The following is a 22,894-nucleotide window of genomic DNA, read 5'->3' on the forward strand; positions in this document are numbered from 1 at the left end:
AAGGAGACTAACATGAACCCGATGAAAACCGTGGCCGCAGCGGCCCTTGCTTCGACCTTTGCAACGGTGGTCTTTGCCGCCAATCCAATGGTCGGCGGTGCACCGATGTTGGAAACCAAGAACATCGTCGAAAACGCCGTGAATTCGGCAGATCACACCACCCTCGTCGCCGCCGTGAAGGCCGCAGGCCTGGTCGACACCTTGCAATCTGACGGGCCATTCACCGTCTTTGCCCCGGTCAATATGGCCTTTGCCGCGCTGCCAGACGGTACGGTGGAAACGTTGTTGAAACCTGAAAACAAGGGCATGTTGACCAAAGTTCTGACCGCTCATGTGGTCGCGGGTGATTGGTCTGCGGCTGATATTGCAGCTAAGGCGCGGGCTGCCAGTGACGGGTTCTATCACTTCAAGGCCGTATCAGGCGATGCGTTGTCGGCACAGGTGAAGGGCGACAATCTGTATATCTACGACGAAAACGGTAATGCAGGCAAAGTCACCATCGCCGATGTCGATCAATCAAACGGCGTCATTCACGTGGTCGATGCGGTTCTGGTCCCGAAATAAGTTAAGCCACGCCCAACAAAAAGCCGCCCCAAAAGGGGCGGCTTTTCTAATTTATTCAGCTGTCTCAGATCAATTCGGGATCAGCGCCGGTACAATCGTCACGATCGACGGGAAGAACCACAAGATCCCCAAGCCAAGTACCTGGATCAACACGAAAGGAATGATCCCGCGATAGATATGGGCCGTGGTCACGCTCGATGGTGCCACCCCGCGCAGATAGAACAACGCGAACCCGAACGGTGGTGTCAGGAACGATGTTTGCAGGTTCACCGCGATCATGATCGTCACCCATTTGGGATCGAACGTGCCGCCATAGATGACCGGCCCCACGATCGGGATCACGATGTAGATGATTTCCAGGAAATCAAGTACGAAGCCAAGGAAGAAGAGCACCAACATCACGATCAGGAAGACCGTGAATTCGTTGTCGAAGCTTTTCAGGAACTGCTGAATATAGTGTTCACCCCCGAAGGAAATCACCACAAGATTCAGCAACTGCGACCCGATCAGAATGGTGAACACCATCGAGGTCACCTTGGCCGTTTCCCGCACCACCGGCGTCAGCACGCCGGAACGGAACAGCGTCCAGCAGCTGTAGATCAGCCCGAACGCAGCATAGAGATATGCCGCATAAGCGATGAAAAACGCGATCCAGCTTTCGAGGCTGACATCGGGCTGATTGATCCGCAGGTCGAAATTGATCCCGACGAGGATCATGATGATCACTGCGAAAGTGGACCAGATCACGACCTTGCCGGATTTGTCTTCGTCCCGCAGCCTGCGATAGGCGGCCAGCATGAGCGCACCGCCTGCCCCAAGCGCCGCAGCCGGCGTCGGATTGGTAATACCGCCCAGAATGGACCCCAGCACAGCAACGATCAGGACCAGTGGCGGGAAAACCACCCGGATCAGTTCGTTCCTGGCCAGGCGTATGACCGCCTCTTTGCAGCCGTAGAGCGTGATCACCATCGGAATCAACAGCCACAGAACCGTCACCCCGGAACTGCTGCTAGGGGCGATAAAGACGATATCTGCAATCGCTGCCAGAACGACACCAATCGCGCCGATGATCAGCGGGCGCGGATCGCCCGAGGGGCTGGTGCCCCGTGCCCATGCCAAGGTGATTGACAGCATAATCAGCAGAACAGTCACGCCAACACCGATCGGAGCCGCGGCTTCTGCCTTGGCCGCGACGCGTTCGGCGATTTCCTCTGTGCTCAGCTTGCGGCTTTCTTCGACCCCGCCTGCGGCATCGATATCGACCTGCTGCGCAATTGCTGCATCCCATGCTTCTTGCCCATGCAGTTCGATCATCGCCGCCTTGCATTCGTCACCGACATTGGTGCGCAATGATGCACCGGTGCCGACATCGGTGAAGGTGTCCACATGCAGGCTTTGGCTGCCGATAATCCCGACCGACCCGAGCATGAATGCCCCACCGATCAGCGCAATCGGAACCCCGAGGAACCATGTCAAACCTTCGCGGCGCGAAATCGGTTCACCGCTTGAAGTGCCCATTTCGACCGCCGGAGCTTTCGACGGGTTCATCAGCGCATAGCCGAAGGCATAAAGCGCATAAAGCAATGCCAGCAGGATGCCCGGCAACAACGCCGCCTGGAACAAGGTGCCCACCGAAACAACGGCAGGTTCGCCCAGATAAGTCAAAGCATCGGTACACCCAGCCGTCTGCGCCCGGGCCTCCTGTGCCGCCGAATAGAGGTCGCCCGCCAGTGTCCCCAGCAGAACGATCACAATCGAGGGCGGAATGATCTGCCCCAAAGTGCCGCTTGCCGCGATCACGCCGGTGGCGATTTCGGGCGAATAATTGTGTCGCAGCATGGTTGGCAGTGACAACAGGCCCATCGTCACCACAGTCGCGCCAACGATCCCGGTCGACGCGGCCAGGAACGCTCCCACGACCACCACCGACACGGCCAAACCACCCGGCAGCGGACCAAAGACCCGCGCCATCGTGGTCAACAGGTCGTTGGCGATCTTCGAGCGTTCCAGCGTGATGCCCATCAGAACGAACATCAGCACCGCCAGCAGAGTTTCGATCGACTGACCTGCCAGAACCCGTTCGTTCATCCGGTTCACGATGAACGACACATTACGGTCCATCGCGGTTTCCCAACCCCGTTCAAAGACCGGCTGAGCGAGCCTCGGCAGGTCCGGATAGCGGAAGATCGAGATTGTTTCGGGTTTCACCCCGGTATCGACCAGATTTTGATACATGACCGACCCGGTGTCGATGGCCTGGTGTATCAGCAGTCCAGCACTATCCAGTGCGGCGATGATCCCAAAAGAAATCACCCCTGCCCCGGCGATGGCGAACGCCACCGGAAAGCCCGAAAGAATGCCTCCGAAGAGACACATAAAGACGATAATTAGGCCGATTTCGACCCCATCAAGTCCGAATAGCATGTCCCACTGCCCCTTTAATGCGTGCCTTCATAGGCTTCTTCACCTGCGCCAAGCGTGTCCTTGTCGAGGTATTTATTGGCGCTGGCTTCGCCTTCTTTCCATTCCAGGTAAGAGCGGAAGAAGAATGCAATAGCCTGCAGGAAAACCATGCCGCAGAAACTCACGAGCAGGATCTTGAACAAGAAGTAACCGGTGAAACCGTTGGGCGAAAAGCCGATGGTTTCGACATTCCAGCGCATGGCTCGGGATTTCATCAACAAGCGTTCCAGCGTGTCACTGGCCGAAGGCTTCGGCACGATCAAGTGGCGCCACAGGAAAAACCATCCATACATCCAGACCAGCACCGCCGCAGGCATCATGAAGAACAGCGATCCAATCATGTCGATCACTTTTTTAGTGCGGAATTTCACACCGGCATAGATCAGGTCCACGCGAACGTGGCCGCCCTGCACAAAGGTGTAAGTGGCACAAAGCGACACCACCAACGCGTTGTAAAATTTCAGTTCTTCGGCATACCAGCTAATGTCGAATTGCAGCGGGATGCCGAAACCGACAACGATGTCGGGTCGGGTGAAAATCCGTTGCATGAAGACGATGATGATCTGTTGCAACACCATCAGCAGCCCGGCCCAGGCAAAGAACCGGCCGACGGTGTTGGCAAAGCCTTCCAGCACCCGCACAACGCCCCACATGAAGCGGTTTTGCCACATGCCGATGGCCGTGATGACCAGAAACGCCGTAAAGACGACATAGAAAAATTCGACCGATCCGCCGTAATAGACAAAGCGCATTACCGCTTCTTTATTGGACCAGTCCAGCCAGAGCTGTGGGTGCGACACCGCGTAACCAAAATTGTAAAACGCCAGAGCGATATTCTGGAAAAACCAGACCACGCCAGCCCCCAATGCACCTAGGGCCTGTCCGAGTGTGACAGCGCTTTCTTCCTGCATGATTTCCCCCGTATTTCCCCTTGCAGGGATCTAGTTTGACGTAAAGACGCCAGAGAGGGCCCCTGTAGTAATACAGGGACCCCCAGTGTTGGGTAGCCTATGATTAGCCTTTGCCCAGAACGCGGTTACGCTGCTGAACGTAGTAACCGTCCGACTGGTTGATCCATTCCGACGAGGAATACATCGAGTCTTCGAAGCTCTTGCGGATACGGGCATAGAGTTCGTCGTCCATGTTCTCGTCCATGACCTCTTTCGAGGCGGCACCGAACGCATCCCAAACGTCATCAGGGAATTGCAGAACCTTGACGCCCTGCGACTTCAGTCGTTCCAGCGCGGCGCCGTTATTGGCCAGCGTTTCCGACAGCTGCAGCTGAGTGGTCGCCATCGAGGCATAGCGCAGGATCGCCTTGTGCTGGTCGCTCAGTTCATTCCAGACGTCCAGGTTGACGTTGGCAGCCAGCGCCGAACCCGGCTCGTGGAAACCTGCTGCGTAGTAGATTTTCGCAACTTCCTGGAAGCCGGCGCGTTCGTCGGCCATCGGGCCAACCCATTCCAGACCGTCCAGCGCGCCAGATGACAGTGCCTGATACAGTTCGCCGCCCGGGATGTTCTGAACCGATGCGCCCAGTTTACCCAGCACTTTGCCGCCCATGCCCGGCATCCGGAATTTCAGGCCGTTGAAGTCAGCAGCCGAGGTGATTTCATTACGGAACCAACCGCCCGATTGCGACCCAGAGTTACCGGCCAGCAGGCCTTTCATGTTGAAAATCTGACCCAGCTCATCATGCAGCTGTTCGCCACCGTCATGGTAGTACCAGTTGACGATTTCCTGTGCGGTGCCACCGAAGGGCACTGCTGTAAAATAGCCGTAACCCGGATGCTGACCGATGAAGTAGTAATCGGCCGAGTGGTACATGTCGGCCTGGCCCGACGACACGGCGTCAAACACTTCCAGTGCGCCCACCAGTTCGCCCGGTGCCTTTTTATCGATGGTCAACGTCCCATCGGACATCTCAGCGACCATTTTTTCCAGATAGCTGGCAGCATCATCCAGAACGGCGAAGCCGCGCGGCCACGAGGTGACCATGGTCAAAGTGCGTTTGCCCTGTGCGTAGGCCGGTGCAGCCAGCGAAGTCGCAGCAGCAGCCGAGCCGCCCAGAGCCGAAGTTTTCAGAAAAGAACGACGATCCATAAATTGATCCTCCCAGATTTATTTGCACGAAAGGCCCGATTGCGCCTCTCGCACGGACCGTTACGAGTGCGGCAACACTAGTGACAGGATTGCGACGGGGGAATACCTATTAGTACGTAGAAACATACCTTTGGACCAAAAAACTGACCAATACATGCTGCTCGTAAAGGCGTTTTGAAAACTTTGCCGCGGGATTCGGCTTTGATTCTGAGGGAATCACGCGTATCGAATCACGCATGTTCCGGCTTTTCGCTTTTTTGCGCCCCTCTTATGGTCAGAAGCTGTTCTTGCTGGCCACGCTGCCGCTCATTCTGGCAGTGACCGCGATCGCGTTGCTGGTGGCGAACCAGTCGCGGCAGTTGGCCGAACGCGAAATCCGTCAGCTCGAAACCCAGCTGATCGAGGCGAAAAAAGAAGAGCTGCGCAATTACGTGACGCAGGCGCGCAACGGGTTCTACTTCATCTATGGCCGCGCCGCGCCGAATGACGAAGCCGCCAAGCAGCAGGTGATGCAGATCCTGTCGGCGATGATCTATGGCGAGGAAGGATTCTTTTTCGTCTATGACTATGATGGCACCAACCTGGTCAGTCCGCGCCAGACTGATCTGATCAACGGCAACTGGATGAACCTTACCGACAGCGAAGGCACTCCGGTTGTGGCCGAATTCATCGCCACCGCGCGGCAGGGTGCGGGGTATGTCGAACATCTCTGGCCGAAACCCTCGTCCGGCGAAGAAGCCCGTATGATTACCTATGTCACGTCTTTCCCGTCATGGCGGTGGGCGGTGGGAACCGGCGTCTATATCGATGATATCCTGCAACATGTCGCCGCAACACGGGCCGAGGTCGAAGACAGAGTGCAGCGCACATTTATATATATTGGTGCGATCACCCTGGCGGCACTGCTGCTGGTGTTCTTTTCCGGTATGGTCATCAATATCCGTGAACGCCGTCTGGCCGATGCCAAGCTGAAGAAACTGACCCAACGGGTCTTTGACGCGCAGGAAGAAGAACGCGGCCGGGTCGCGCGCGAATTGCATGATGGTATCAGTCAGATTCTGGTCGGCACCCGCTATGGGTTGGAAATCGCCCGCCGCCGGTTCGACAATGGCGATGCAAGGGCTGGCGAAACGCTGGACAAAAACATCGACCATCTGTCCGGCGCAATACAAGAGGTGCGCCGGATCAGCCGCGACCTGCGCCCCGGGGTTCTGGACGATCTGGGTCTTGGCCCCGCGATCAAGGCGCTGACCGAAGATTTCAGTACCCGCACCAATATCAGGGTCGATTTCAACACGGTGGTGTTCCGCAACCGGCTGGACGAAGATAGCAAGATCGCGCTTTACCGCATCGCGCAAGAGGCGTTGACCAATATCGAACGCCATGCCAATGCCAGCGAAGTCACCGTCGATCTGCGCGGTCACCGCAACGGCGCGACGCTACGGATCAGCGACAATGGCTGTGGTCTTCCTGGTCCCGGTGCCCGTTCGGAATCAGGCGAACCTTCGGGGGGACTGGGATTGCGCAATATGCAGGAACGGATAGAACAGCTGGACGGAACCCTGAAAATCCAGTCAGGCCGCGAGGGCACCCTTATCGAAGCGGTAGTTCCTCTCAGCCACCTTCTGCCCCCAGACCAGATGGGCATTGAACGTAGGAAAGCAGCGAAATGACAAACCCTGTCAGAGTCGCCATTGTCGATGACCATCCAATGATCGCCGAAGGCATACAGTCGATTCTGGAAGCCTATGAGAATATCGAAGTCGTCAGCGCCTTTTTGAAAGGCCGGGACATCATTGATGCGGTGGAAACACTGCGCCCCGATGTGGTGCTGATGGATCTCAACATGCCCGATATCGGCGGGCTGACCGCGACCGAGATCATCCTCGAACGCTGCCCCGAAACCCGGGTGCTGATCTTGTCGATGCATGATAGCCGCGAATATATCACCTCAGCGCTGAGCCACGGCGCGATGGGCTATGTTCTCAAGGACGTTCCGACCGAGGAAATCAAGGCCGCGATCGATTCAGTGATGCGCGGCGAACGTTATCTGTGTACCGGCGCGCAGGGGTCGCTGACCCCGCCGGACGGCAAGACCCGCGAACAGCTGACCGAACGGGAACAGACGATCCTGCTGCAGCTGGCGCAGGGCGAGTCGAACAAGGAAGTGGCCGCGACGCTGGATATTTCGGTGCGCACGGTGGAAACCCACCGCAAGAATATCAAGCGCAAGCTGGGCATATCCTCGACTGCCGGGCTGACCCGTTACGCGCTGGAACACGGGGTGCTGCAGGGGACTGGCGTCAAGCTGTAATCGGGCCAGCAACCGCAGATCGCCTTTTCCATGAGATATCGGCCTGTCGATTCTGAATGCCATCCGGCGGGAGGCCGCCCGGCAGTGACGCGGGCCGGGGCGCAGCGCCATGTGGCAAGCGGCAATTTTCGGCCCGCGACCGTCAGACCGGCCATGCCGCGAAATATTTGCAAAGAAAAATCCCGCGCAGCGACATTTTCCGATTATTTGCAGGTTGACGCCCCCCGTCGGCGACAATAATAATCCCGCCAGCACAGTAGGAGCCTTAGGCGATGAAAACGCTAGTCGTAATCGTAGAGAAATGGCGCATGGGCCGGTAACGGACACCATATTGGTACCCCATGCGCCCCCGACAAAAATCGGGGGCTTTTTTATTGGCTGAATTGTTGACGTCGTAAACGGAGCGAAAAGATGAAACGTCAGATGACCGGAGCGAAAATGGTAGTCCAGGCCCTTAAGGATCAGGGCGTGGATGTCGTATTCGGATATCCCGGCGGTGCTGTGCTACCGATTTACGACGAAATTTTCCTGCAAAACGATATCCGCCACGTGTTGGTGCGGCACGAACAGGGTGCGGTTCACGCCGCCGAAGGCTATGCCCGCTCGACCGGCAAGCCCGGCGTGGTTCTGGTGACCTCTGGGCCCGGCGCCACCAATGCGGTGACCGGCCTGACCGATGCTTTGCTCGACTCGATCCCGATCGTGGTGCTGACCGGCCAGGTGCCGACCTTCATGATCGGCTCGGACGCGTTTCAGGAAGCCGACACCGTTGGCATCACCCGGTCCTGCACCAAGCATAACTGGTTGGTGAAAGACACCGAGAAGCTGTCCGGCACCATTCACGAAGCGTTCCATGTCGCCAAATCCGGTCGGCCCGGCCCGGTGTTGGTCGATATTCCCAAGGATGTGCAATTTGCCTCTGGCACCTATGTCGATCCCAAGAAAATCGAGGTCAGCCATTATCAGCCACAGATAAAGGGCGATATGGACGCGATCGTGGAATTGGTCGAAGCAATCGAAAGCGCCAAGAAACCGATTTTCTATACCGGCGGAGGCGTGATCAATTCCGGCCCCGCTGCAAGTCAGTTGCTGCGCGAACTGGTCGATTCCACCGGTTTCCCGATCACCTCGACCCTGATGGGGCTTGGTGCCTATCCGGCAAGCGGCGATGGCTGGCTGGGAATGCTGGGGATGCATGGGCTTTATGAAGCCAACATGGCGATGCATGATTGCGACCTGATGGTCAATATCGGCGCCCGTTTCGACGACCGGATCACCGGCCGCCTCGACGCGTTCAGCCCGAAATCGAAAAAGGCGCATATCGACATCGATCCCAGCTCGATCAACAAGGTGATCCGGATCGACATCCCGATCGTCGGTGACGTTGGCCATGTGCTGGAAGATATCTTGAAAGTCTGGAAATCGCGCGGTCGCAAGACCAATAAGGAAGCGCTGAGCGGCTGGTGGAAACAAATCGATAGCTGGAAAGAGATCGATTGCCTGAAGTTCAAACAGGAAGGCAAGATCATCAAGCCGCAATATGCGCTGCATCGGCTGGAAGAGCTGACCAAGGGCCATGACCGCTATGTCTGCACCGAGGTTGGCCAGCATCAGATGTGGGCGGCGCAGTATCTCGGCTTTGAGGACCCGAACCGCTGGATGACCTCTGGAGGCCTGGGCACCATGGGCTATGGGATGCCGGCCTCGATCGGGATCCAGATGGCCCATCCCGACAGCCTGGTGATCAACGTCGCTGGTGAAGCGTCATGGCTGATGAACATGCAGGAGATGGGCACCGCGGTGCAGTTCCGGCTGCCGGTGAAGCAATTCATCCTGAATAATGAACGGTTGGGCATGGTGCGGCAATGGCAGGAGCTGCTGCATGGCGAACGCTATTCGCAAAGCTGGTCCGAAGCGTTGCCCGATTTCGTGAAGCTGGCCGAGGCCTTTGGTGCCAAGGGCATCCGGTGCGATGATCCCGCCGATCTGGACGATGCGATCATGGAAATGATCAATTATGATGGTCCGGTGATCTTTGACTGTCTGGTCGAGAAGCATGAGAATTGTTTCCCCATGATCCCGTCGGGCGAACCGCATAACAAGATGCTGCTGGGCGATGCCAATACCCAGGACGCGATCGGTAATTCCGGCGCAGTTCTGGTCTAAAACCGAGCCCCGGGGGCTGACGGCCCCCGGACCCCCGTGGATATTTTTGAACAGAAGAAGACATCATGGCTGCTCTACACATCAAAAAAGGCTCGACGAAGCATTCCGCCTATAATCTGCGCCCCAATTTTTCTGACACGAAGGAACGCCACACGCTGGCGGTTCTGGTCGATAACGAACCCGGCGTTCTGGCCCGGGTGATCGGGCTGTTTTCAGGACGCGGTTACAATATCGAAAGCCTGACCGTGGCCGAGGTGGATCATTTGGGCCATCATTCCCGCATTACCATCGTCACCGAAGGTACGCCGCAGGTGATCGAACAGATCAAGGCGCAATTGGGCCGGATCGTGCCGGTACACGGCGTGCATGACCTGACCGTCGAAGGGGCAACGGTGGAACGCGAACTGGCCCTCGTCAAGGTTGCCAGCGCAGGCGAAAAACGGGTCGAGGCGCTGCGGCTGGCCGACATTTTCCGCGCTAACGCGGTCGACAGCACGCTGGAAAGCTTCGTTTTCCAGATCACCGGAACGCCGGAAAAGATCGACGCCTTCGTCGACCTGATGCGGCCGCTGGGATTGGTCGAAGTGGCCCGGACCGGGGTTGCGGCGCTGTCGCGCGGTGCCTGACCGGATCAGAACGAGCAGACAAGCCCGCGCAAGCGGACTTGTCCGGGGCGTACCGGTGCGCCCTTTGGTATCAGGCCCGTTCTAGCCGTCTTTCATTGGAAAGGCGCCTGCCTTTTTCATCTCCGCCACTTCCTTTGCGTCCAGCAACCCTTCAGCCGAGATGTCGAATTCGGCGAAGCTCTGCTCGGTCAAATCGGGGTAAACAGCGGCAAGTTCCGCATAGCTGTAAAACCCGTCGCCATTGACGTCGATGCTGCTGTCGATTTCCTCAGCTAGAGCGGGGGCAGCCAATGTCAGGGCAATGACAGCGGTGGTGATACGGGGTGCAATTCGCATTTTGTGATCCTCTTATCAGGTCTCGAGGGACGGCTTTGTGCCTGTCCTAACCTCACTCGATCACCTTGATGCCAAGCCGCATACCCGCACCGTCGGGCGCGCCGATTTCCGGCAGACCCTTGCGAATACGTCCGAGTCTTCTGGGCAGGATTTGGCACAGAAATCCACCTTGGCGGAACGTGACCGAGAGCAATCCCGCGATTTGGCGGCCCCCCGCCGTTTTAGCAATCAGCCCCGCATAGGCGAAGCTTTGCGCATAAGGCGAATCACAAATAGTGAAAACAACCGCGCCAAAATGCTGGCGCGGTTCGCCTTATGGCCTGTACCACATTGGAAAGATTCTATTTCTGGAGAGATTCCAGATAATAGGCCAAGGACAGGATTTTGCCCCGGGTGTAGACAGGACCACCATAGGGCCCCATGTCAGCGTCATCCGAGAAAAGCGCCCCAAAGACCGGCATCGGCCCGCCATGCGCGCGCACCCCGGTCCGACCATCGATGACATGAATCACCTGCAGCATCGGAAAAACGCCGTCATTGTTGGCAGACAGCTGGGTCAGGTCGGGCACTTCGGCTGTGAACATATCGGCGATCGCCCCCTTCCCCATACCATATTCACCATGGCAGGCGGCGCAATACTGTACATAAGTCGCCTTACCCGGATCCACCATGTCTTCGGCCAAAGCTGCCCCGCCAGAGATCGCTGCAACCGCAGCAAGCACATAAAACGTCTTTCTATGCATTGGTCTTCTCCTTCTGAAAAAAATATCAGATGCGGTACACACCGAAAACACGGACAAATAATCCGCACCATTAATGTAGGCTGCGTTAGAAATGATTTGGAAACGTTGACCTACGTCAATGCGCCGTTCACCCCGACTTAGCCTGGTTGTGAAATCAGCCGGTAGAGATGCCAAGTGGCATGGCCGAGAAGCGGCAGGGCTACAAACAGCCCCAGGAAGGCCGGTATTAGAGAGAGGAAGGTGACAATGGCGATAAAGATTGCCCAAGCCAGCATTGGCAGCAGGTTTTCCTGTACTGTCTGAAAGCTCGCGATCATGGCAGTGACATAATCGACTTCGCGGTCCAGTAACATCGGCAGCGAAATAACCGTGATCATGTAGAGAAGCAGCGCAAAACCGGCCCCCACGGCCGAGCCCAGCCCCAGCATCGTCAACCCGTTGACGGTCAGGAAGACGTCGAAGGACGTCGAAACATTGGTCAACGTCATCGTGCCCATGAACAACGCAAAGATCATGTGGGCGATGAAAAACCAGAACAGGAACATAAATATTATGATCGCGCTGATCGAGGGCAATTGGCGTTTTGATTGCCGTGCCACGACGCCGAAAATCTGATACAGATCCATTGCGCGTCCCTGATCAAGCCGACGGCTGACCTCATAAAGCCCGACCGCCGCGAAAGGGCCGATCAGCGGAAATCCCACCGCCGCGAAGATCAGCCAATAGGATTGCCCGGTCGCAAAAGTGACCCAGGCCATCACCAGCCCCAGAGCCACATAGAAGGCCGCAAAGACAGCTCCGAAAAACGGTGCGCGCTTCATATCCGCCCAGCCCCGCCGAAGCGCTTCAGCCAGAGTATCGAACGTAACGGGCCGCAATTCTGGCACACCCGGCAAAGGAGCCTCTGGCATCTGTTTCCTCCCACAAAAACATTCACGTTTTTGAGTATGGGAAAGGGTTTTCAGCGCGAAATCAAGAGCTACTCTAGAATTGGAGGATGTTTGGCCGGAAATTCGGTACCTTCGTGCCAGGCTTGCCCCAGCTGCAACACCCGCAAATCGCCGCGCGCCGGGCCGATCAGTTGTAACCCCATAGGTAGGCCGTTTTCGCCAAAGCCGACCGGGGCGCTGAGGCAGGGCAGACCGATCAGGCTGACCGGTACCACGACTTCCATCCAACGATGATAGGTATCCATCGATCTGCCGGCGATGGATTTGGGATAGCGTTTCTCGACCGGAAACGGCCAGACCTGCGCCGAGGGCATCACAAGAAGATCATAGTCTTCGAACAGTTCGGCTGCTTTGCGGAACCATTGCGATCGCACCACACTGGCCCGATTCACCTCCATCGCGCTGAGTTTCAGCCCGCGTTCGATTTCCCAGATCGCTTCGGGTTTCAATTCGTCCCGATGGGTTTCCAAAAGCGGCCCCAGTTTGGCCGCGATCGACCAGGAGCGCAGCGTAATCCAGGCGTCCCAGATTTGGTCTGCCGGGAATGGCGGCGCGATCTCTTCGACGATACTACCCATCCGTTCGAAGGATTTGAGCGCCTTTGTGCAGGTCTGCATCACGCCGTCTTCCATCGCATAGGCGCCGCCCCAGTCGCCAAGCCAGCCGATCCGGGCAAAAGCCAGGTCGCCCATCAGCCGATCGAGAAAAATTTCGGGCAGGAAGCCATGCGGCTGGGAACTGTCCCAGCCCGATTGAACCTCAAGAAGCGCCGCGATATCCGAGGGCGAACGCCCCATCGGACCGTTGGTGGAAAGCTGATGCAGGAACATTTCGTTTTCAGGGTCGGCAGGCACCCGCCCCCAACTGGGCCGGAAGCCGTAGACATTGCACCAGGCCGCCGGGTTTCGAAGGCTGCCCATCATGTCCGATCCGTCCGTGACCGACAGCATCCGCGATGCCAAAGCCGCCGCCGCGCCGCCGGACGACCCACCAGCCGATTTCGAAAGATCGTAAGGGTTATGGGTATGACCATGCACCGGATTGAAGGTATGGCTGCCCAGACCGAATTCAGGTGTATTGGTTTTACCGATAAACAACCCGCCAGCCCGGCGCATCCGGGAAACGAAAACGGAATCCTGTTTAGCCACCTGCCCCGCCATGATCGGCGACCCCATGGACGTTTCGATGCCCGCAACATTGGCCAGGTCCTTGACCGCCAGCGGCATCCCGTGCAACCAACCGCGCCTTGGCGTGTTGTCGGCTTTGCGCGCCTCGGCAATCAGCGTTTCACGGTCACGCAGCGAAACGATTGCGTTCACCTTGCCATTCACCGCGTCGATGCGTTTTAGCGTGGCCTTCATCAGCTCTTCGGCGCTCAGTTCCCGCGCTTCCAACAGGGCTGAAATCTCCAGCGCATCGCGATCCAGCAAATTCATTCCTTGTTACTCCCACGGCATTTCGACGGGCGAACCCGCGAGGTTAACATCGGTCAAAGACCGGACCGGGCGCAAGCCTTTAAAGCAAAGCATTCGGAGGGGGACCCAGCCTAACGACTGTGAATTCAGTCCTCGCCCTGCGCCTCGGCGCGGCTTTTGCCCGATACGTCCATCGCCAGAGTGGCCGCCATAAGACCATCAAGATCCCCATCCAGCACTCCCGCGGTATCAGAAGTTTCATAGGAAGTGCGGAGGTCTTTCACCATCTGATATGGCTGCAACACATAGGACCGGATCTGATTGCCCCAACCGGCATCGCCCTTGGCTTCGTGCGCGGCATTGATATCAGCATTACGGCGATCAAGTTCCATCTGATAGAGCCGCGATTTCAGCGCCTTCATGGCGATATCACGGTTCTGGTGCTGCGACTTTTCCGAACTGGTGACCACGATATTGGTCGGGATATGGGTGATCCGCACCGCCGAGTCGGTGGTATTCACGTGCTGACCGCCCGCGCCCGAAGACCGATAGGTATCAATGCGGATATCAGATGGATTTACTTCAATCTCGATATTGTCATCGACCACCGGATAGACCCAGACCGAACTGAACGACGTATGGCGCCGCGCCGCGCTGTCATAGGGCGAAATCCGCACCAGCCGGTGTACGCCCGATTCCGATTTCAGCCAGCCATAGGCGTTATGGCCGGAAATCTTATAGGTGGCCGATTTGATCCCGGCCTCTTCACCCGGGCTCATCGACTGCAGTTCAACCTTGTAACCCTTCTTTTCGGCCCAGCGGACATACATCCGGGCCAGCATCGACGCCCAGTCACAGCTTTCGGTGCCGCCCGCGCCGGAATTGATTTCAAGGAAGGTGTCGTTGGCATCCGCTTCGCCGTTCAGCAGTGCTTCAAGTTCTTTCTTAGCAGCTTTCTTGGCCAGATCCTTCAGCGCGGCTTCGGCGTCCTGAACCACCTCGGCATCGTCTTCCATTTCACCCAGTTCAATCAGGTCGATGTTATCGGTCATTTCCTGTTTGATATCGTCATGGGTCTTGATCGAATCCAAAAGCGCCTGGCGTTCGCGCATCAGTTTCTGCGCGTTTTCCGGATCGTCCCACAGTGTCGGATCTTCAACCCGCGCATTGAATTCCTCTAGCCGGAACTGTGCCGTTTCCCAATCCATCCGCTGGCGCAGCAGCTCCAGTGATTTTTCGATTTCAGAGACGGTATTCTGAACCTCGGCGCGCATTGGGCTTCCTTTGAAAAACTCTCAGTGCCGCGTGATAAACCAGCCCGCAGGCAGGGGCAAGCATTGCACGGTATCTAGCGGAAAAGGCCGGGCGGGCAGTTAGCCCGCCAGCCCGGTGAAACAATGACTAGTAAAGGCCACCCGAAGACACCGACCCAAAGGTCGCCTTCGGACCAACAACCGCCTTCTTACCGGTGGATGTGGTGACTTCGCGCCCGGCATCGTCGACCTCTTCGAACAGCGGCAGGTTCGCTCCGACCGCGAAACCACCGTCAAAGGTGATGCCGAAAATCGGTTCTTCGCCATCGCGGAAATATTCCGCCACCACGTTGGCACCGCTGACGTCGTCGGGCAGGCGTTCGCCAGTATAGCGGTCGATCTTGATGAAATGACCGCCTTCGGGCACCCTGAACGGGCCACCGCCATATTTTTTCGTGGCCGTATTCATGAATTCGGAAAAGACCGGACCGCACATGCTGCCGCCATAGGACCCGCGTCCCAGCGGGCGTGGCTGATCGTAGCCCATGTAACACCCCGCCACGATGTTCGAACTGAAACCGATGAACCAGACGTCGCGCGCCTGATTGGTCGTGCCGGTTTTACCCGCAATCGGCACATTCACATTGACGGTGCTGGACGCGGTGCCGCGATCCACCACCCCCTTCATCATCGAGGTCAGCTGATAGGCTGTGATCGCATCCATCACCCGATCACGATTCGACACGATGGCCGGGCTGCGGTCGGTAGGGACGTTCGGGTTGGTGCAGTCGACGCAATCACGCTTGTCATGGCGATAAATCGTCTTGCCATAGCGGTCCTGAATCCGGTCAACCAGCGTCGGTTCCACCCGTTCGCCGCCATTGGCAAACATCGCATAGGCGGCAACCATACGGTAGAGCGTGGTTTCATCGGCCCCCAGCGAGTTGGCAAGGAACTGCCCCATATTGTCATAGACCCCGAACCGTTCGGCGTAATCGGCGACCACGTCCATGCCGATTTCCTGCGCCAGACGGATGGTCATCAGGTTCCGCGACATTTCGATCCCGGTCCGCAGCGGCGTCGGGCCATAGAACTTGTTTGACGAATTACGCGGCCGCCACAGTCCTTGTGGCGTATCCACTTCGATCGGCGCATCGATCACGATCGTCGCCGGGGAATAGCCGCTGTCCAGTGCCGCAGCATAGACGAACGGCTTGAAACTCGATCCCGGCTGACGCATCGCTTGGGTGGCGCGGTTAAACACCGAATCCTGATAGCTGAAACCGCCCTGCATGGCGATCACGCGGCCGGTATTGACGTCCATTGCCATGAACCCGCCCTGAATTTCAGGCACCTGGCGCAGGGTCCAGCGGATGAAACTGCCATCATCATCCTTGGTCAGGGCACGCACCAGCACCACATCCCCAACAGACAGCAAGTCGCCTGCTACCTGGGCCTTTTTGCCCAACTTTCCGTCTGCCAGCTTTTTACGGGCCCATTGCACATCCTTTGCCGGAATCCAGTGGCCGTCTGCGTCGTCCTCAACCCCTTCGATGCCAATCCGCGCGTCTTTGGTACCGATTTCCAGCACCACGGCGGGATGCCAAGGGCCATCCAGTTCGATATCGCGCGGAACGGCAACTTCCGACAGCGCCTCGCGCCAGTTGGCCAGCTGATCGGCCGGGATCGTCAATCCGGTTCCGTACCAGACCGCGCGGGAACGATCGTATTTTTCCAATCCCCGGCGCAGTGCCCTGGCGGCTTCGATCTGCATTTCTGGATCGACCGTTGCACGCACAGTCATGCCACCAGAGAAAAACTGTTCCTCGCCGAAATCACCGCTGAGCTGGCGGCGAATTTCGTCGGTGAAATAGTCGCGCGGCGGGAGCGCTGATTTGAAACTGTCAAAATCACCGTTCTGCACCGAACGCAGCGGTTCCTGCCGCGCCTGCTGGTAATCCGCATCTGTGATATAGCCGTTCTGCTGCATCTGCTTCAGAACGTAATTGCGCCGTCCGATAGCGTCTTCCATGTCGCGCACCGGATGCAGTTCGGCTGGCTTTTTCGGCAGCGCCGCGAGATAGGCAACCTCGGCCACGGACAATTCCGACAGGGTCTTGTTAAAATAGGTCTGCGCCGCCGCGGTCACGCCATAGGAATTCGCCCCCAGATAAATCTCGTTGAGGTATAGTTCGAGGATCTTGTCCTTGCTCAGGGTTTCCTCGACCCGGGTGGCGAGGATGATTTCCTTGATCTTGCGTTCGATCTTGCGTTCGCCGCCAAGCAGGAAGTTCTTCATAACCTGCTGGGTGATGGTCGAAGCGCCACGCACGTTTCGGCCGCGCGATTTCACCGCGTCGAGCGCGGCCTTGATGATGCCGCCCGCATCATAGCCCTTGTGGGTGTAGAAATTCTTGTCCTCGGCCGAAATGAAAGCGTGCTTCACCAGATCTGGGATTTCATTGGCTGGGGTGAACAACCGGCGCTCTTCGGCGAATTCATCAATCATCTGACCTTCGCCCGAATAAATCCGGCTGATCGTCGGCGGGGTATATTGCGCCAGACTTTCATGGCTCGGCAGGTCGCGGCCATAGATATAGAAAATCGACCCAATGCTCAGGGCGACCACGGCGATCCCCAGCGTCACCAGGGTGAAAATCGCTCCAAAGAAGGATAAAATGAACCTCAGCACGCAACGCCCCTTGTGATTGGTTGCCACTCTATACTGTCAGCGCCACGCCCCGTCAAAACAACTCCGCTTGATCCTTGGGCCGAAATCCGCTGTCCGTGTGGGTGAATTTATTGCCGCACCAGCTTGGCCAGCGCCGCGTCCTCGGTCGCCCAGGCGCGCAGCGCGTCGCGGATGCCCGATGCCATGTTGATGCGCCATTGCTTGTTCGACAGGTTTTCCAGATCCTTCGGGTTCGACAGGAACCCCACCTCCAGCAGGATCGAAGGAATATCAGCCGCTTTGAGCACCGAAAACCCGGCCCGGCGCAGCGGACGGTGGTTCATCCGCACCCCGGCCCCGGTGATGCCCTTGATCATCGCCTGCGCCAACCGTTCGGTTCGCGGCTGGGTTTCCTGCCGCGCCAGATCCATCAGGATATCGGCCACCACGTCATCCTGCCCGGTCAGATCGACACCGGACAGGAGGTCGTCGCGGTCATGCCGTTCGGCCAGTTTGGCCGAGGCCGCGTCCGAGGCCTGATCGGACAAAAGATGCAGGGTCGCGCCTTTGGCCTGACCTTCGGCCAGAATATCCGCGTGCAGTGACAAAAACACATGAGCTCCGGCTTCATGTGCCAACGCGACGCGGCGTTCCAGCGACACGAACCGGTCGTCGTCACGGGTCAGGATCACCGAAAATCCGCCGGACCGGACCAGCGTTTCCTTCAATTCCCGGGCAAAGGTCAGCATCAGGTCCTTTTCGCGATAGCGGTCACGCTCCGCCCCGGGATCAATCCCACCATGCCCCGGATCCAGCACCACGACCAAAGGTCCCTGCCCCGGCAATCCCTTGGTGACCGCCCGCGCCACCGGGGCGGGCAGATCCCATCGCGGGTCATAAGGCGCACCGGAGCGGGCGGCGAAATCCGCCGCATCGGTGGGGGCAAGCGAAACGTCGAGTCGCGCTTCACCGCTTTGCGGCGCAATTTTCATCCCCGCGCTCTCGATCGCATATGGTCCGGTCAGATCGACCACCATCCGCGACCAACCTGGCCGGAAACTTCCGAACCGCAGATCGCTGGCATTGTCGGCATTCAGCAACACCGGCTTGGTCACACCGCGCCAGTCCACTTCTCGAAAATCCAGCACCAGCCGCGCCGGCTCGGTAAGGGTATAGGCGCGAAACGGCACCCCCTGGCTCAGCGCAAGCTCTATCTCGATCCCGCCGCCCCAACGATCGGTGATTTGGGACTGACCAATCTCTACCCGCGCCAGACCGGACAAGTCCTGCGCAAGTCCCGGAAGGGCCCAAAAGGCCAGCACTACGGCCAGCCAAAGTTTTCTGATAATACCGCTCATTTGCCCGTTTCCGGTTGCTCTTTCGGGCACACTACCCCGTTTCGGGCGGATTTGCACGACCCTCACGCCCCATTTCATCGTTCTGAAAACACTCGGAAACCGGACTTTCGATTATCTCTGCCGCTGCGCCATGAAGTGTTCCAGCCGTTTCAGACCTTCAACGATATCCGCCGTGGCCCGGGCATAGGAAAAACGCAAGGTGCCCGCCCCCCGCAAAGGATCGAAATCCAGCCCCGGCGTCACCGCCACCCCGGCCTTTTCCAGAATTTCTGCGGCAAAGGCGCGGCTGTCAGAGGTCAGATCGCTGACGTCGGCATAGACATAAAACGCCCCGTCCGGCGGTGCGATCTTGTGAAATCCCGCTTTCGGCAACCCATCCAGCATCAGCCGGCGATTTTCACGGTAAACGGCCATATTGGCCTCAAGCTCGTCGCCACAATCCATCGCGGCCAGCGCAGCGATCTGGCTGGCGTGACTGGGGCAGATGAACATGTTCTGCGCCAGCCGTTCGATCACCCGCACATGCGGTTCCGGCACCACCATCCAGCCGACGCGCCAGCCGGTCATGCTGAAATACTTGGAAAAGGAATTGATCACATAGCAATCGTCGGTCACCTCCAGCGCGCTGACCGCCTTGGCCTCGTATTCGATACCGTGATAGATTTCATCGCTGATAAAGGCGATATCGTTGTCGCGGCAGGCCGAAACCAGGGCCTCCATCGCCGGTTTGTTCAGCATGGTACCGGACGGATTGGCGGGCGAGGCCACCATCAGCCCCCGCAAATCCATAGCCGCAAAATCTGCGGGCACCGGCTGCAACCGGTTTTGCGGCGATGCGGGCAATCCCACCGGCACCAGATCCAGCGCGGTCAATATCTGCCGATAAGACGGATATCCCGGTTCACCGATTCCGATCCGGTCGCCGGTATCGAACAAAGCGGTAAAGGCCAGCAAAAACGCCCCCGACGATCCCGGCGTCACGATCACCCGGTTCCAATCCAGATCAAGGTCGTACCAGTCGCCATACAGCCGGGCGATACGTTTGCGCAATTCAGGTAGACCAAGCGCCACGGTATAGCCCATCGCGTCGCCCGTCATCTGCCGGGTCAACGCCTGCCGCGCGCCCTCCGGCGCGCCGGTTCCGGGCTGCCCCACTTCCATATGGATGATGTCGCGGCCTGCTTCTTCGGCGGCACGTGCGGCCTCCATCACATCCATCACAATAAAGGGATCGACTTGTGATCGTCTTGAGTTTCGCATCGGTTGTTCCCTATGCTGCGCTGAGAGTGAAGAGCTAATTCATCCCGAAACAGGCGCGCCGTCAATGCATCCTCTTTTACGCATCCTCGCCGTTTGGGCGGTTTTGCTGACGCATGCCCTTCCGGCGCAGGCGGTGACGCTGCTGCGCGATGCGGATATCGAATATGCGCTTGGTGAAATCGCCCGTCCGATATTGAATGCCGCGGGATTGCCTGCGGGGTCGGTCAATGTAGTGGTGATCAAGGATAGCAGCCTGAACGCCTTTGTCATTGATCACCGTCACATCTTCATCCATTCGGGGTTGCTGCTGAAGCTGAAGTCAGCAGACGAGTTACAGGCCGTGCTGGCACATGAAGCGGCGCATATCGCCAATGGCCATATCTCAAGGCGTTTTGCAAATATGCGGATGGCCAATACGATCACCGGGCTGGGCATGGCCCTGGCGGCGACCGCGGCGGCGTCTGGGGCTGATGCGCGCGCAGCAGGTGCGCTAAGCCTCGGGCTGGGCAGTTCGGCAAACCGCATGTTCATGTCCCACACCCGTGCCGAAGAAAGCGCCGCCGACAGTTCAGCGTTGCGCTATATGGTGTCTGCGGGGGCCGATCCCAAAGCAATGCTGGGTGTGCTCGATATCTTTCGCGGTCAGGAAATGCTGAATGTCAGTCGTCAGGACCCGTATGCCCGCACTCATCCTTTGTCACGGGACCGGCTGCGAGCGGTGAAAGCCCTTGCGCAGACGGCCAAGACGAAACCCGGCGGCACCGCCAACAGTACCTATTGGTTCGCCCGGGCGCAGGGCAAGCTGTCGGCCTTTTTGCGTGCGCCCAGCTGGACCTTGCGCCGGGCCGGGTCCAGCGCCAGCGCCGATATCGCGCTGATGCGGCAGGCAGTCGCTTATCATCGCCAACCCGATAGCGCCAAGGCGCAGGCCGCGATCCGTAAATTGATCGCGCTGCGTCCCAATGATCCATTCGTGCATGATTTACACGGCCAGATCCTGCTGGAAAGCCGCAACGCCAGGGCGGCCGTCGCCGCTTATGGCCGTGCCGCAGCGCTGGCGCCAACCAATGCCCTGATCCTCGGTGGTCAGGGCCGCGCCTTGTTGGCAGTGGGCAATCCGGCACAGGCACGCAACGTGCTGGAAAAAGCCCGTGCCCGGGATTTTTCCGACGCACGGGTGCTTCGCGATCTGGCCACCGCCTATGCCCAGACCGGCAATACCGGCATGGCGTCGGTGCTGACTGCGGAACGCTATGCGCTTGCCGGTCGTTTTAAAGATGCACGAATTCACGCTGAACGCGCAGCGGGCCTTTTACCGCGCGGTTCCGCCCCTTGGCTTCGGTCGCAGGATGTGCTCTCTGCTGCCGAGGCCCAAGCCAGCAAAAGGAAGAAATAATGAAGAAGTTCCTCGCCACAGTCGCGTTTTCCACCCTGGCCCTGCCGGCCCAGGCCTTCGATATTACCACCATGGACGATCAGGAACGTTCGACTTTCCGCGCCGAAGTACGTGCCTATCTACTGGAAAATCCAGAAGTTATTCTGGAAGCTTACCAGATTTTCGAACAGCGTCAGGCGGCCGCCGAAGCGCAGAAGGATGAAACCATGATCGCGGCGCATGGCGACGCGATCTATAACGACGACCGGGCCTGGGTTGGCGGCAACCCCGAAGGCGACATAACGCTGGTCGAATTCATGGACTATCGTTGCGGCTATTGCCGCAAGGCGCATAGCGAAGTGTCTGAACTGGTCGCAACCGACGGTAATATTCGCTATATCGTGAAAGAATTCCCGATCCTGGGCGATGAATCGGTGCTGGCATCGCGCTTTGCCATTGCGACCAAACTGGTTGCGGGCGACGAGGCCTATAAGAAAGCTTATGACGCGCTGATCACATTCCGCGGCAATATCGGTCAGAAATCGCTGGCGCGTCTGGCTGAAACACTGGATCTGGACGGCGACGCGATCATCGCGCAGATGAACAGCCCCGAAGTCAACCAGTTGATCGGCGACAATCACCAGTTGGCGCAAAGCATGGGGATCAGTGGCACCCCAACCTTTATCTTGGGCGACCAGATGCTGCGTGGATACGTGCCGTTGGCCAATATGATGGAACTGGTCGCGTCGGTCCGGGAAGAAAAGTGACACGGGCAATTGCGGCGGGGCTGCTGGCGGTCCTTTTATCGGGGACCGCGCAGGCCGACACTGTGTCATCGACCGATCCCGCCTTTGCCGCAGAGCTGCGCGCAGCTCTGCTGGCCGATCCCGAACCGATCTGGCGCGCCTTCAATCCCCCTGCCCCCAGCGACCGGGAAAATATTGACCGCGACCTGGCGCGATTGGCGGCCGCAGCAGGCCAGCTTTTCGATCCGGACGCCACCATGATCGGATCGCCCGGATCCAAACACCCGCTGGCGCTGTTCGTGCGGCCCGGCTGTCCCGATTGCGAGAAAGCCAAAAACGACCTGAAAGATCTGGCAGCAGTGATCGACCTGCGCGTCACTTTCATCGACATCACCCGGCAAGCCGGGCTTGCCGACCGGATCGGGGTGGATATGGCGCCGAGCTATGTATTGCCCGACATGATCGTACGTGGCCATGTGCCTGCGGTCGTGATCAGGAAATATCTGTCGAAATAGGGCTATATCCCAGACAAGAGATAGCCTGCGAAATGG

General features: G+C 58.2%; 19 protein-coding genes. 8 read left to right on the top strand and 11 right to left on the bottom strand.

The features are described from left to right. Positions 1–12: 12 nt before the first annotated feature. Entirely contained in the window at positions 13–564 is a 552-nt protein-coding gene (locus VOI23_RS06260; RefSeq protein ID WP_416376512.1) for a fasciclin domain-containing protein, read from the top strand. A 69-nt stretch (positions 565–633) separates the two neighbouring features. Here the strand turns inward: VOI23_RS06260 and VOI23_RS06265 are convergent, their stop codons facing one another. The 3 genes from VOI23_RS06265 to VOI23_RS06275 all read right to left on the bottom strand — a co-directional run bounded on the left by VOI23_RS06265 (position 634) and on the right by VOI23_RS06275 (position 5,130). Then, positions 634–2,988 (bottom strand): TRAP transporter large permease subunit, encoded by a 2,355-nt coding sequence (locus VOI23_RS06265; RefSeq protein WP_323783146.1) that lies wholly within the window; start codon positions 2,986–2,988, stop codon positions 634–636. A gap of 14 nt (positions 2,989–3,002) precedes the next feature. After that, on the bottom strand, positions 3,003–3,938 hold the full coding sequence (locus VOI23_RS06270; protein WP_323783150.1) for a TRAP transporter small permease subunit: 936 nt from the start codon (positions 3,936–3,938) through the stop codon (positions 3,003–3,005). 103 nt (positions 3,939–4,041) lie between these two features. After that, on the bottom strand, positions 4,042–5,130 hold the full coding sequence (locus VOI23_RS06275) for a TRAP transporter substrate-binding protein (RefSeq protein WP_323783153.1): 1,089 nt from the start codon (positions 5,128–5,130) through the stop codon (positions 4,042–4,044). Positions 5,131–5,366: 236 nt separating this feature from the next. On the opposite strand from VOI23_RS06275, the gene VOI23_RS06280 reads away from it, so the two are divergent. The 4 genes from VOI23_RS06280 to ilvN all read left to right on the top strand — a co-directional run bounded on the left by VOI23_RS06280 (position 5,367) and on the right by ilvN (position 10,236). After that, on the top strand, positions 5,367–6,803 hold the full coding sequence (locus tag VOI23_RS06280) for a cache domain-containing protein (RefSeq protein WP_323783156.1): 1,437 nt from the start codon (positions 5,367–5,369) through the stop codon (positions 6,801–6,803). Beyond that, a complete protein-coding gene (locus VOI23_RS06285) occupies positions 6,800–7,444 on the top strand; it encodes a response regulator transcription factor (protein ID WP_323783160.1) in 645 nt (214 codons plus the stop codon). Before VOI23_RS06280 ends, VOI23_RS06285 begins: the two co-directional genes overlap by 4 nt. A 411-nt stretch (positions 7,445–7,855) precedes the next feature. Continuing rightward, a complete protein-coding gene (locus VOI23_RS06290; protein ID WP_323783163.1) occupies positions 7,856–9,610 on the top strand; it encodes an acetolactate synthase 3 large subunit in 1,755 nt (584 codons plus the stop codon). Between the two features lie 65 nt (positions 9,611–9,675). After that, complete coding sequence (gene ilvN / locus VOI23_RS06295) at positions 9,676–10,236, top strand: acetolactate synthase small subunit (RefSeq protein ID WP_323783167.1); 561 nt, start codon at positions 9,676–9,678, stop codon at positions 10,234–10,236. 81 nt (positions 10,237–10,317) lie between these two features. On the opposite strand, the gene VOI23_RS06300 is transcribed toward ilvN, so the two are convergent. The 8 genes from VOI23_RS06300 to VOI23_RS06335 all read right to left on the bottom strand — a co-directional run bounded on the left by VOI23_RS06300 (position 10,318) and on the right by VOI23_RS06335 (position 20,222). After that, a complete protein-coding gene (locus VOI23_RS06300) occupies positions 10,318–10,572 on the bottom strand; it encodes a hypothetical protein (protein ID WP_323783170.1) in 255 nt (84 codons plus the stop codon). A gap of 341 nt (positions 10,573–10,913) precedes the next feature. After that, on the bottom strand, positions 10,914–11,315 hold the full coding sequence (locus VOI23_RS06305; protein WP_323783172.1) for a cytochrome c: 402 nt from the start codon (positions 11,313–11,315) through the stop codon (positions 10,914–10,916). A 137-nt stretch (positions 11,316–11,452) separates the two neighbouring features. Beyond that, entirely contained in the window at positions 11,453–12,226 is a 774-nt protein-coding gene (locus VOI23_RS06310; protein ID WP_323783175.1) for a DUF2189 domain-containing protein, read from the bottom strand. Between the two features lie 68 nt (positions 12,227–12,294). Continuing rightward, on the bottom strand, positions 12,295–13,701 hold the full coding sequence (locus VOI23_RS06315) for an amidase (RefSeq protein WP_323783178.1): 1,407 nt from the start codon (positions 13,699–13,701) through the stop codon (positions 12,295–12,297). A gap of 125 nt (positions 13,702–13,826) precedes the next feature. Further along, complete coding sequence (gene prfB / locus VOI23_RS06320; RefSeq protein WP_323783181.1) at positions 13,827–14,954, bottom strand: peptide chain release factor 2; 1,128 nt, start codon at positions 14,952–14,954, stop codon at positions 13,827–13,829. A gap of 127 nt (positions 14,955–15,081) precedes the next feature. Further along, entirely contained in the window at positions 15,082–17,625 is a 2,544-nt protein-coding gene (locus VOI23_RS06325; RefSeq protein ID WP_323783184.1) for a penicillin-binding protein 1A, read from the bottom strand. A 107-nt stretch (positions 17,626–17,732) separates the two neighbouring features. Then, positions 17,733–18,962 (bottom strand): N-acetylmuramoyl-L-alanine amidase, encoded by a 1,230-nt coding sequence (locus VOI23_RS06330; protein WP_323783187.1) that lies wholly within the window; start codon positions 18,960–18,962, stop codon positions 17,733–17,735. Between the two features lie 111 nt (positions 18,963–19,073). Further along, the gene (locus VOI23_RS06335) at positions 19,074–20,222 is read right to left on the bottom strand and encodes a pyridoxal phosphate-dependent aminotransferase (protein ID WP_323783190.1); all 1,149 of its coding nucleotides are present in this window, start codon (positions 20,220–20,222) and stop codon (positions 19,074–19,076) included. Positions 20,223–20,286: 64 nt separating this feature from the next. Here VOI23_RS06335 and VOI23_RS06340 point away from each other — a divergent pair, with 64 nt between their 5' ends. The 3 genes from VOI23_RS06340 to VOI23_RS06350 are packed head-to-tail and all read left to right on the top strand — an operon-like array spanning position 20,287 to position 22,858. Continuing rightward, positions 20,287–21,618 (top strand): M48 family metalloprotease, encoded by a 1,332-nt coding sequence (locus VOI23_RS06340; RefSeq protein ID WP_323783193.1) that lies wholly within the window; start codon positions 20,287–20,289, stop codon positions 21,616–21,618. Next, on the top strand, positions 21,618–22,364 hold the full coding sequence (locus VOI23_RS06345) for a DsbA family protein (RefSeq protein WP_323783196.1): 747 nt from the start codon (positions 21,618–21,620) through the stop codon (positions 22,362–22,364). The genes VOI23_RS06340 and VOI23_RS06345 overlap by 1 nt, the downstream gene beginning before the upstream one ends. Further along, positions 22,361–22,858 carry a thioredoxin family protein gene (locus VOI23_RS06350; RefSeq protein WP_323783198.1) on the top strand — a complete coding sequence of 166 codons (498 nt, stop codon included), beginning with the start codon at positions 22,361–22,363 and terminating at the stop codon, positions 22,856–22,858. The genes VOI23_RS06345 and VOI23_RS06350 overlap by 4 nt, the downstream gene beginning before the upstream one ends. Positions 22,859–22,894: the final 36 nt, after the last annotated feature.

Origin of the sequence: Thalassovita sp. (assembly GCF_034670005.1) — a bacterium.
Lineage (GTDB): Bacteria > Pseudomonadota > Alphaproteobacteria > Rhodobacterales > Rhodobacteraceae > Thalassobius.

Bases quoted from the DNA above. Each gene is read 5' to 3' on its own strand.
- VOI23_RS06260 (WP_416376512.1), top strand. From the start codon at position 13: ATGAACCCGATGAAAACCGTGGCCGCAGCGGCCCTTGCTTCGACCTTT.
- VOI23_RS06265 (WP_323783146.1), bottom strand. From the start codon at position 2,988: ATGCTATTCGGACTTGATGGGGTCGAAATCGGCCTAATTATCGTCTTT.
- VOI23_RS06270 (WP_323783150.1), bottom strand. From the start codon at position 3,938: ATGCAGGAAGAAAGCGCTGTCACACTCGGACAGGCCCTAGGTGCATTG.
- VOI23_RS06275 (WP_323783153.1), bottom strand. From the start codon at position 5,130: ATGGATCGTCGTTCTTTTCTGAAAACTTCGGCTCTGGGCGGCTCGGCT.
- VOI23_RS06280 (WP_323783156.1), top strand. From the start codon at position 5,367: ATGTTCCGGCTTTTCGCTTTTTTGCGCCCCTCTTATGGTCAGAAGCTG.
- VOI23_RS06285 (WP_323783160.1), top strand. From the start codon at position 6,800: ATGACAAACCCTGTCAGAGTCGCCATTGTCGATGACCATCCAATGATC.
- VOI23_RS06290 (WP_323783163.1), top strand. From the start codon at position 7,856: ATGAAACGTCAGATGACCGGAGCGAAAATGGTAGTCCAGGCCCTTAAG.
- ilvN (WP_323783167.1), top strand. From the start codon at position 9,676: ATGGCTGCTCTACACATCAAAAAAGGCTCGACGAAGCATTCCGCCTAT.
- VOI23_RS06300 (WP_323783170.1), bottom strand. From the start codon at position 10,572: ATGCGAATTGCACCCCGTATCACCACCGCTGTCATTGCCCTGACATTG.
- VOI23_RS06305 (WP_323783172.1), bottom strand. From the start codon at position 11,315: ATGCATAGAAAGACGTTTTATGTGCTTGCTGCGGTTGCAGCGATCTCT.
- VOI23_RS06310 (WP_323783175.1), bottom strand. From the start codon at position 12,226: ATGCCAGAGGCTCCTTTGCCGGGTGTGCCAGAATTGCGGCCCGTTACG.
- VOI23_RS06315 (WP_323783178.1), bottom strand. From the start codon at position 13,701: ATGAATTTGCTGGATCGCGATGCGCTGGAGATTTCAGCCCTGTTGGAA.
- prfB (WP_323783181.1), bottom strand. From the start codon at position 14,954: ATGCGCGCCGAGGTTCAGAATACCGTCTCTGAAATCGAAAAATCACTG.
- VOI23_RS06330 (WP_323783187.1), bottom strand. From the start codon at position 18,962: ATGAGCGGTATTATCAGAAAACTTTGGCTGGCCGTAGTGCTGGCCTTT.
- VOI23_RS06335 (WP_323783190.1), bottom strand. From the start codon at position 20,222: ATGCGAAACTCAAGACGATCACAAGTCGATCCCTTTATTGTGATGGAT.
- VOI23_RS06340 (WP_323783193.1), top strand. From the start codon at position 20,287: ATGCATCCTCTTTTACGCATCCTCGCCGTTTGGGCGGTTTTGCTGACG.
- VOI23_RS06345 (WP_323783196.1), top strand. From the start codon at position 21,618: ATGAAGAAGTTCCTCGCCACAGTCGCGTTTTCCACCCTGGCCCTGCCG.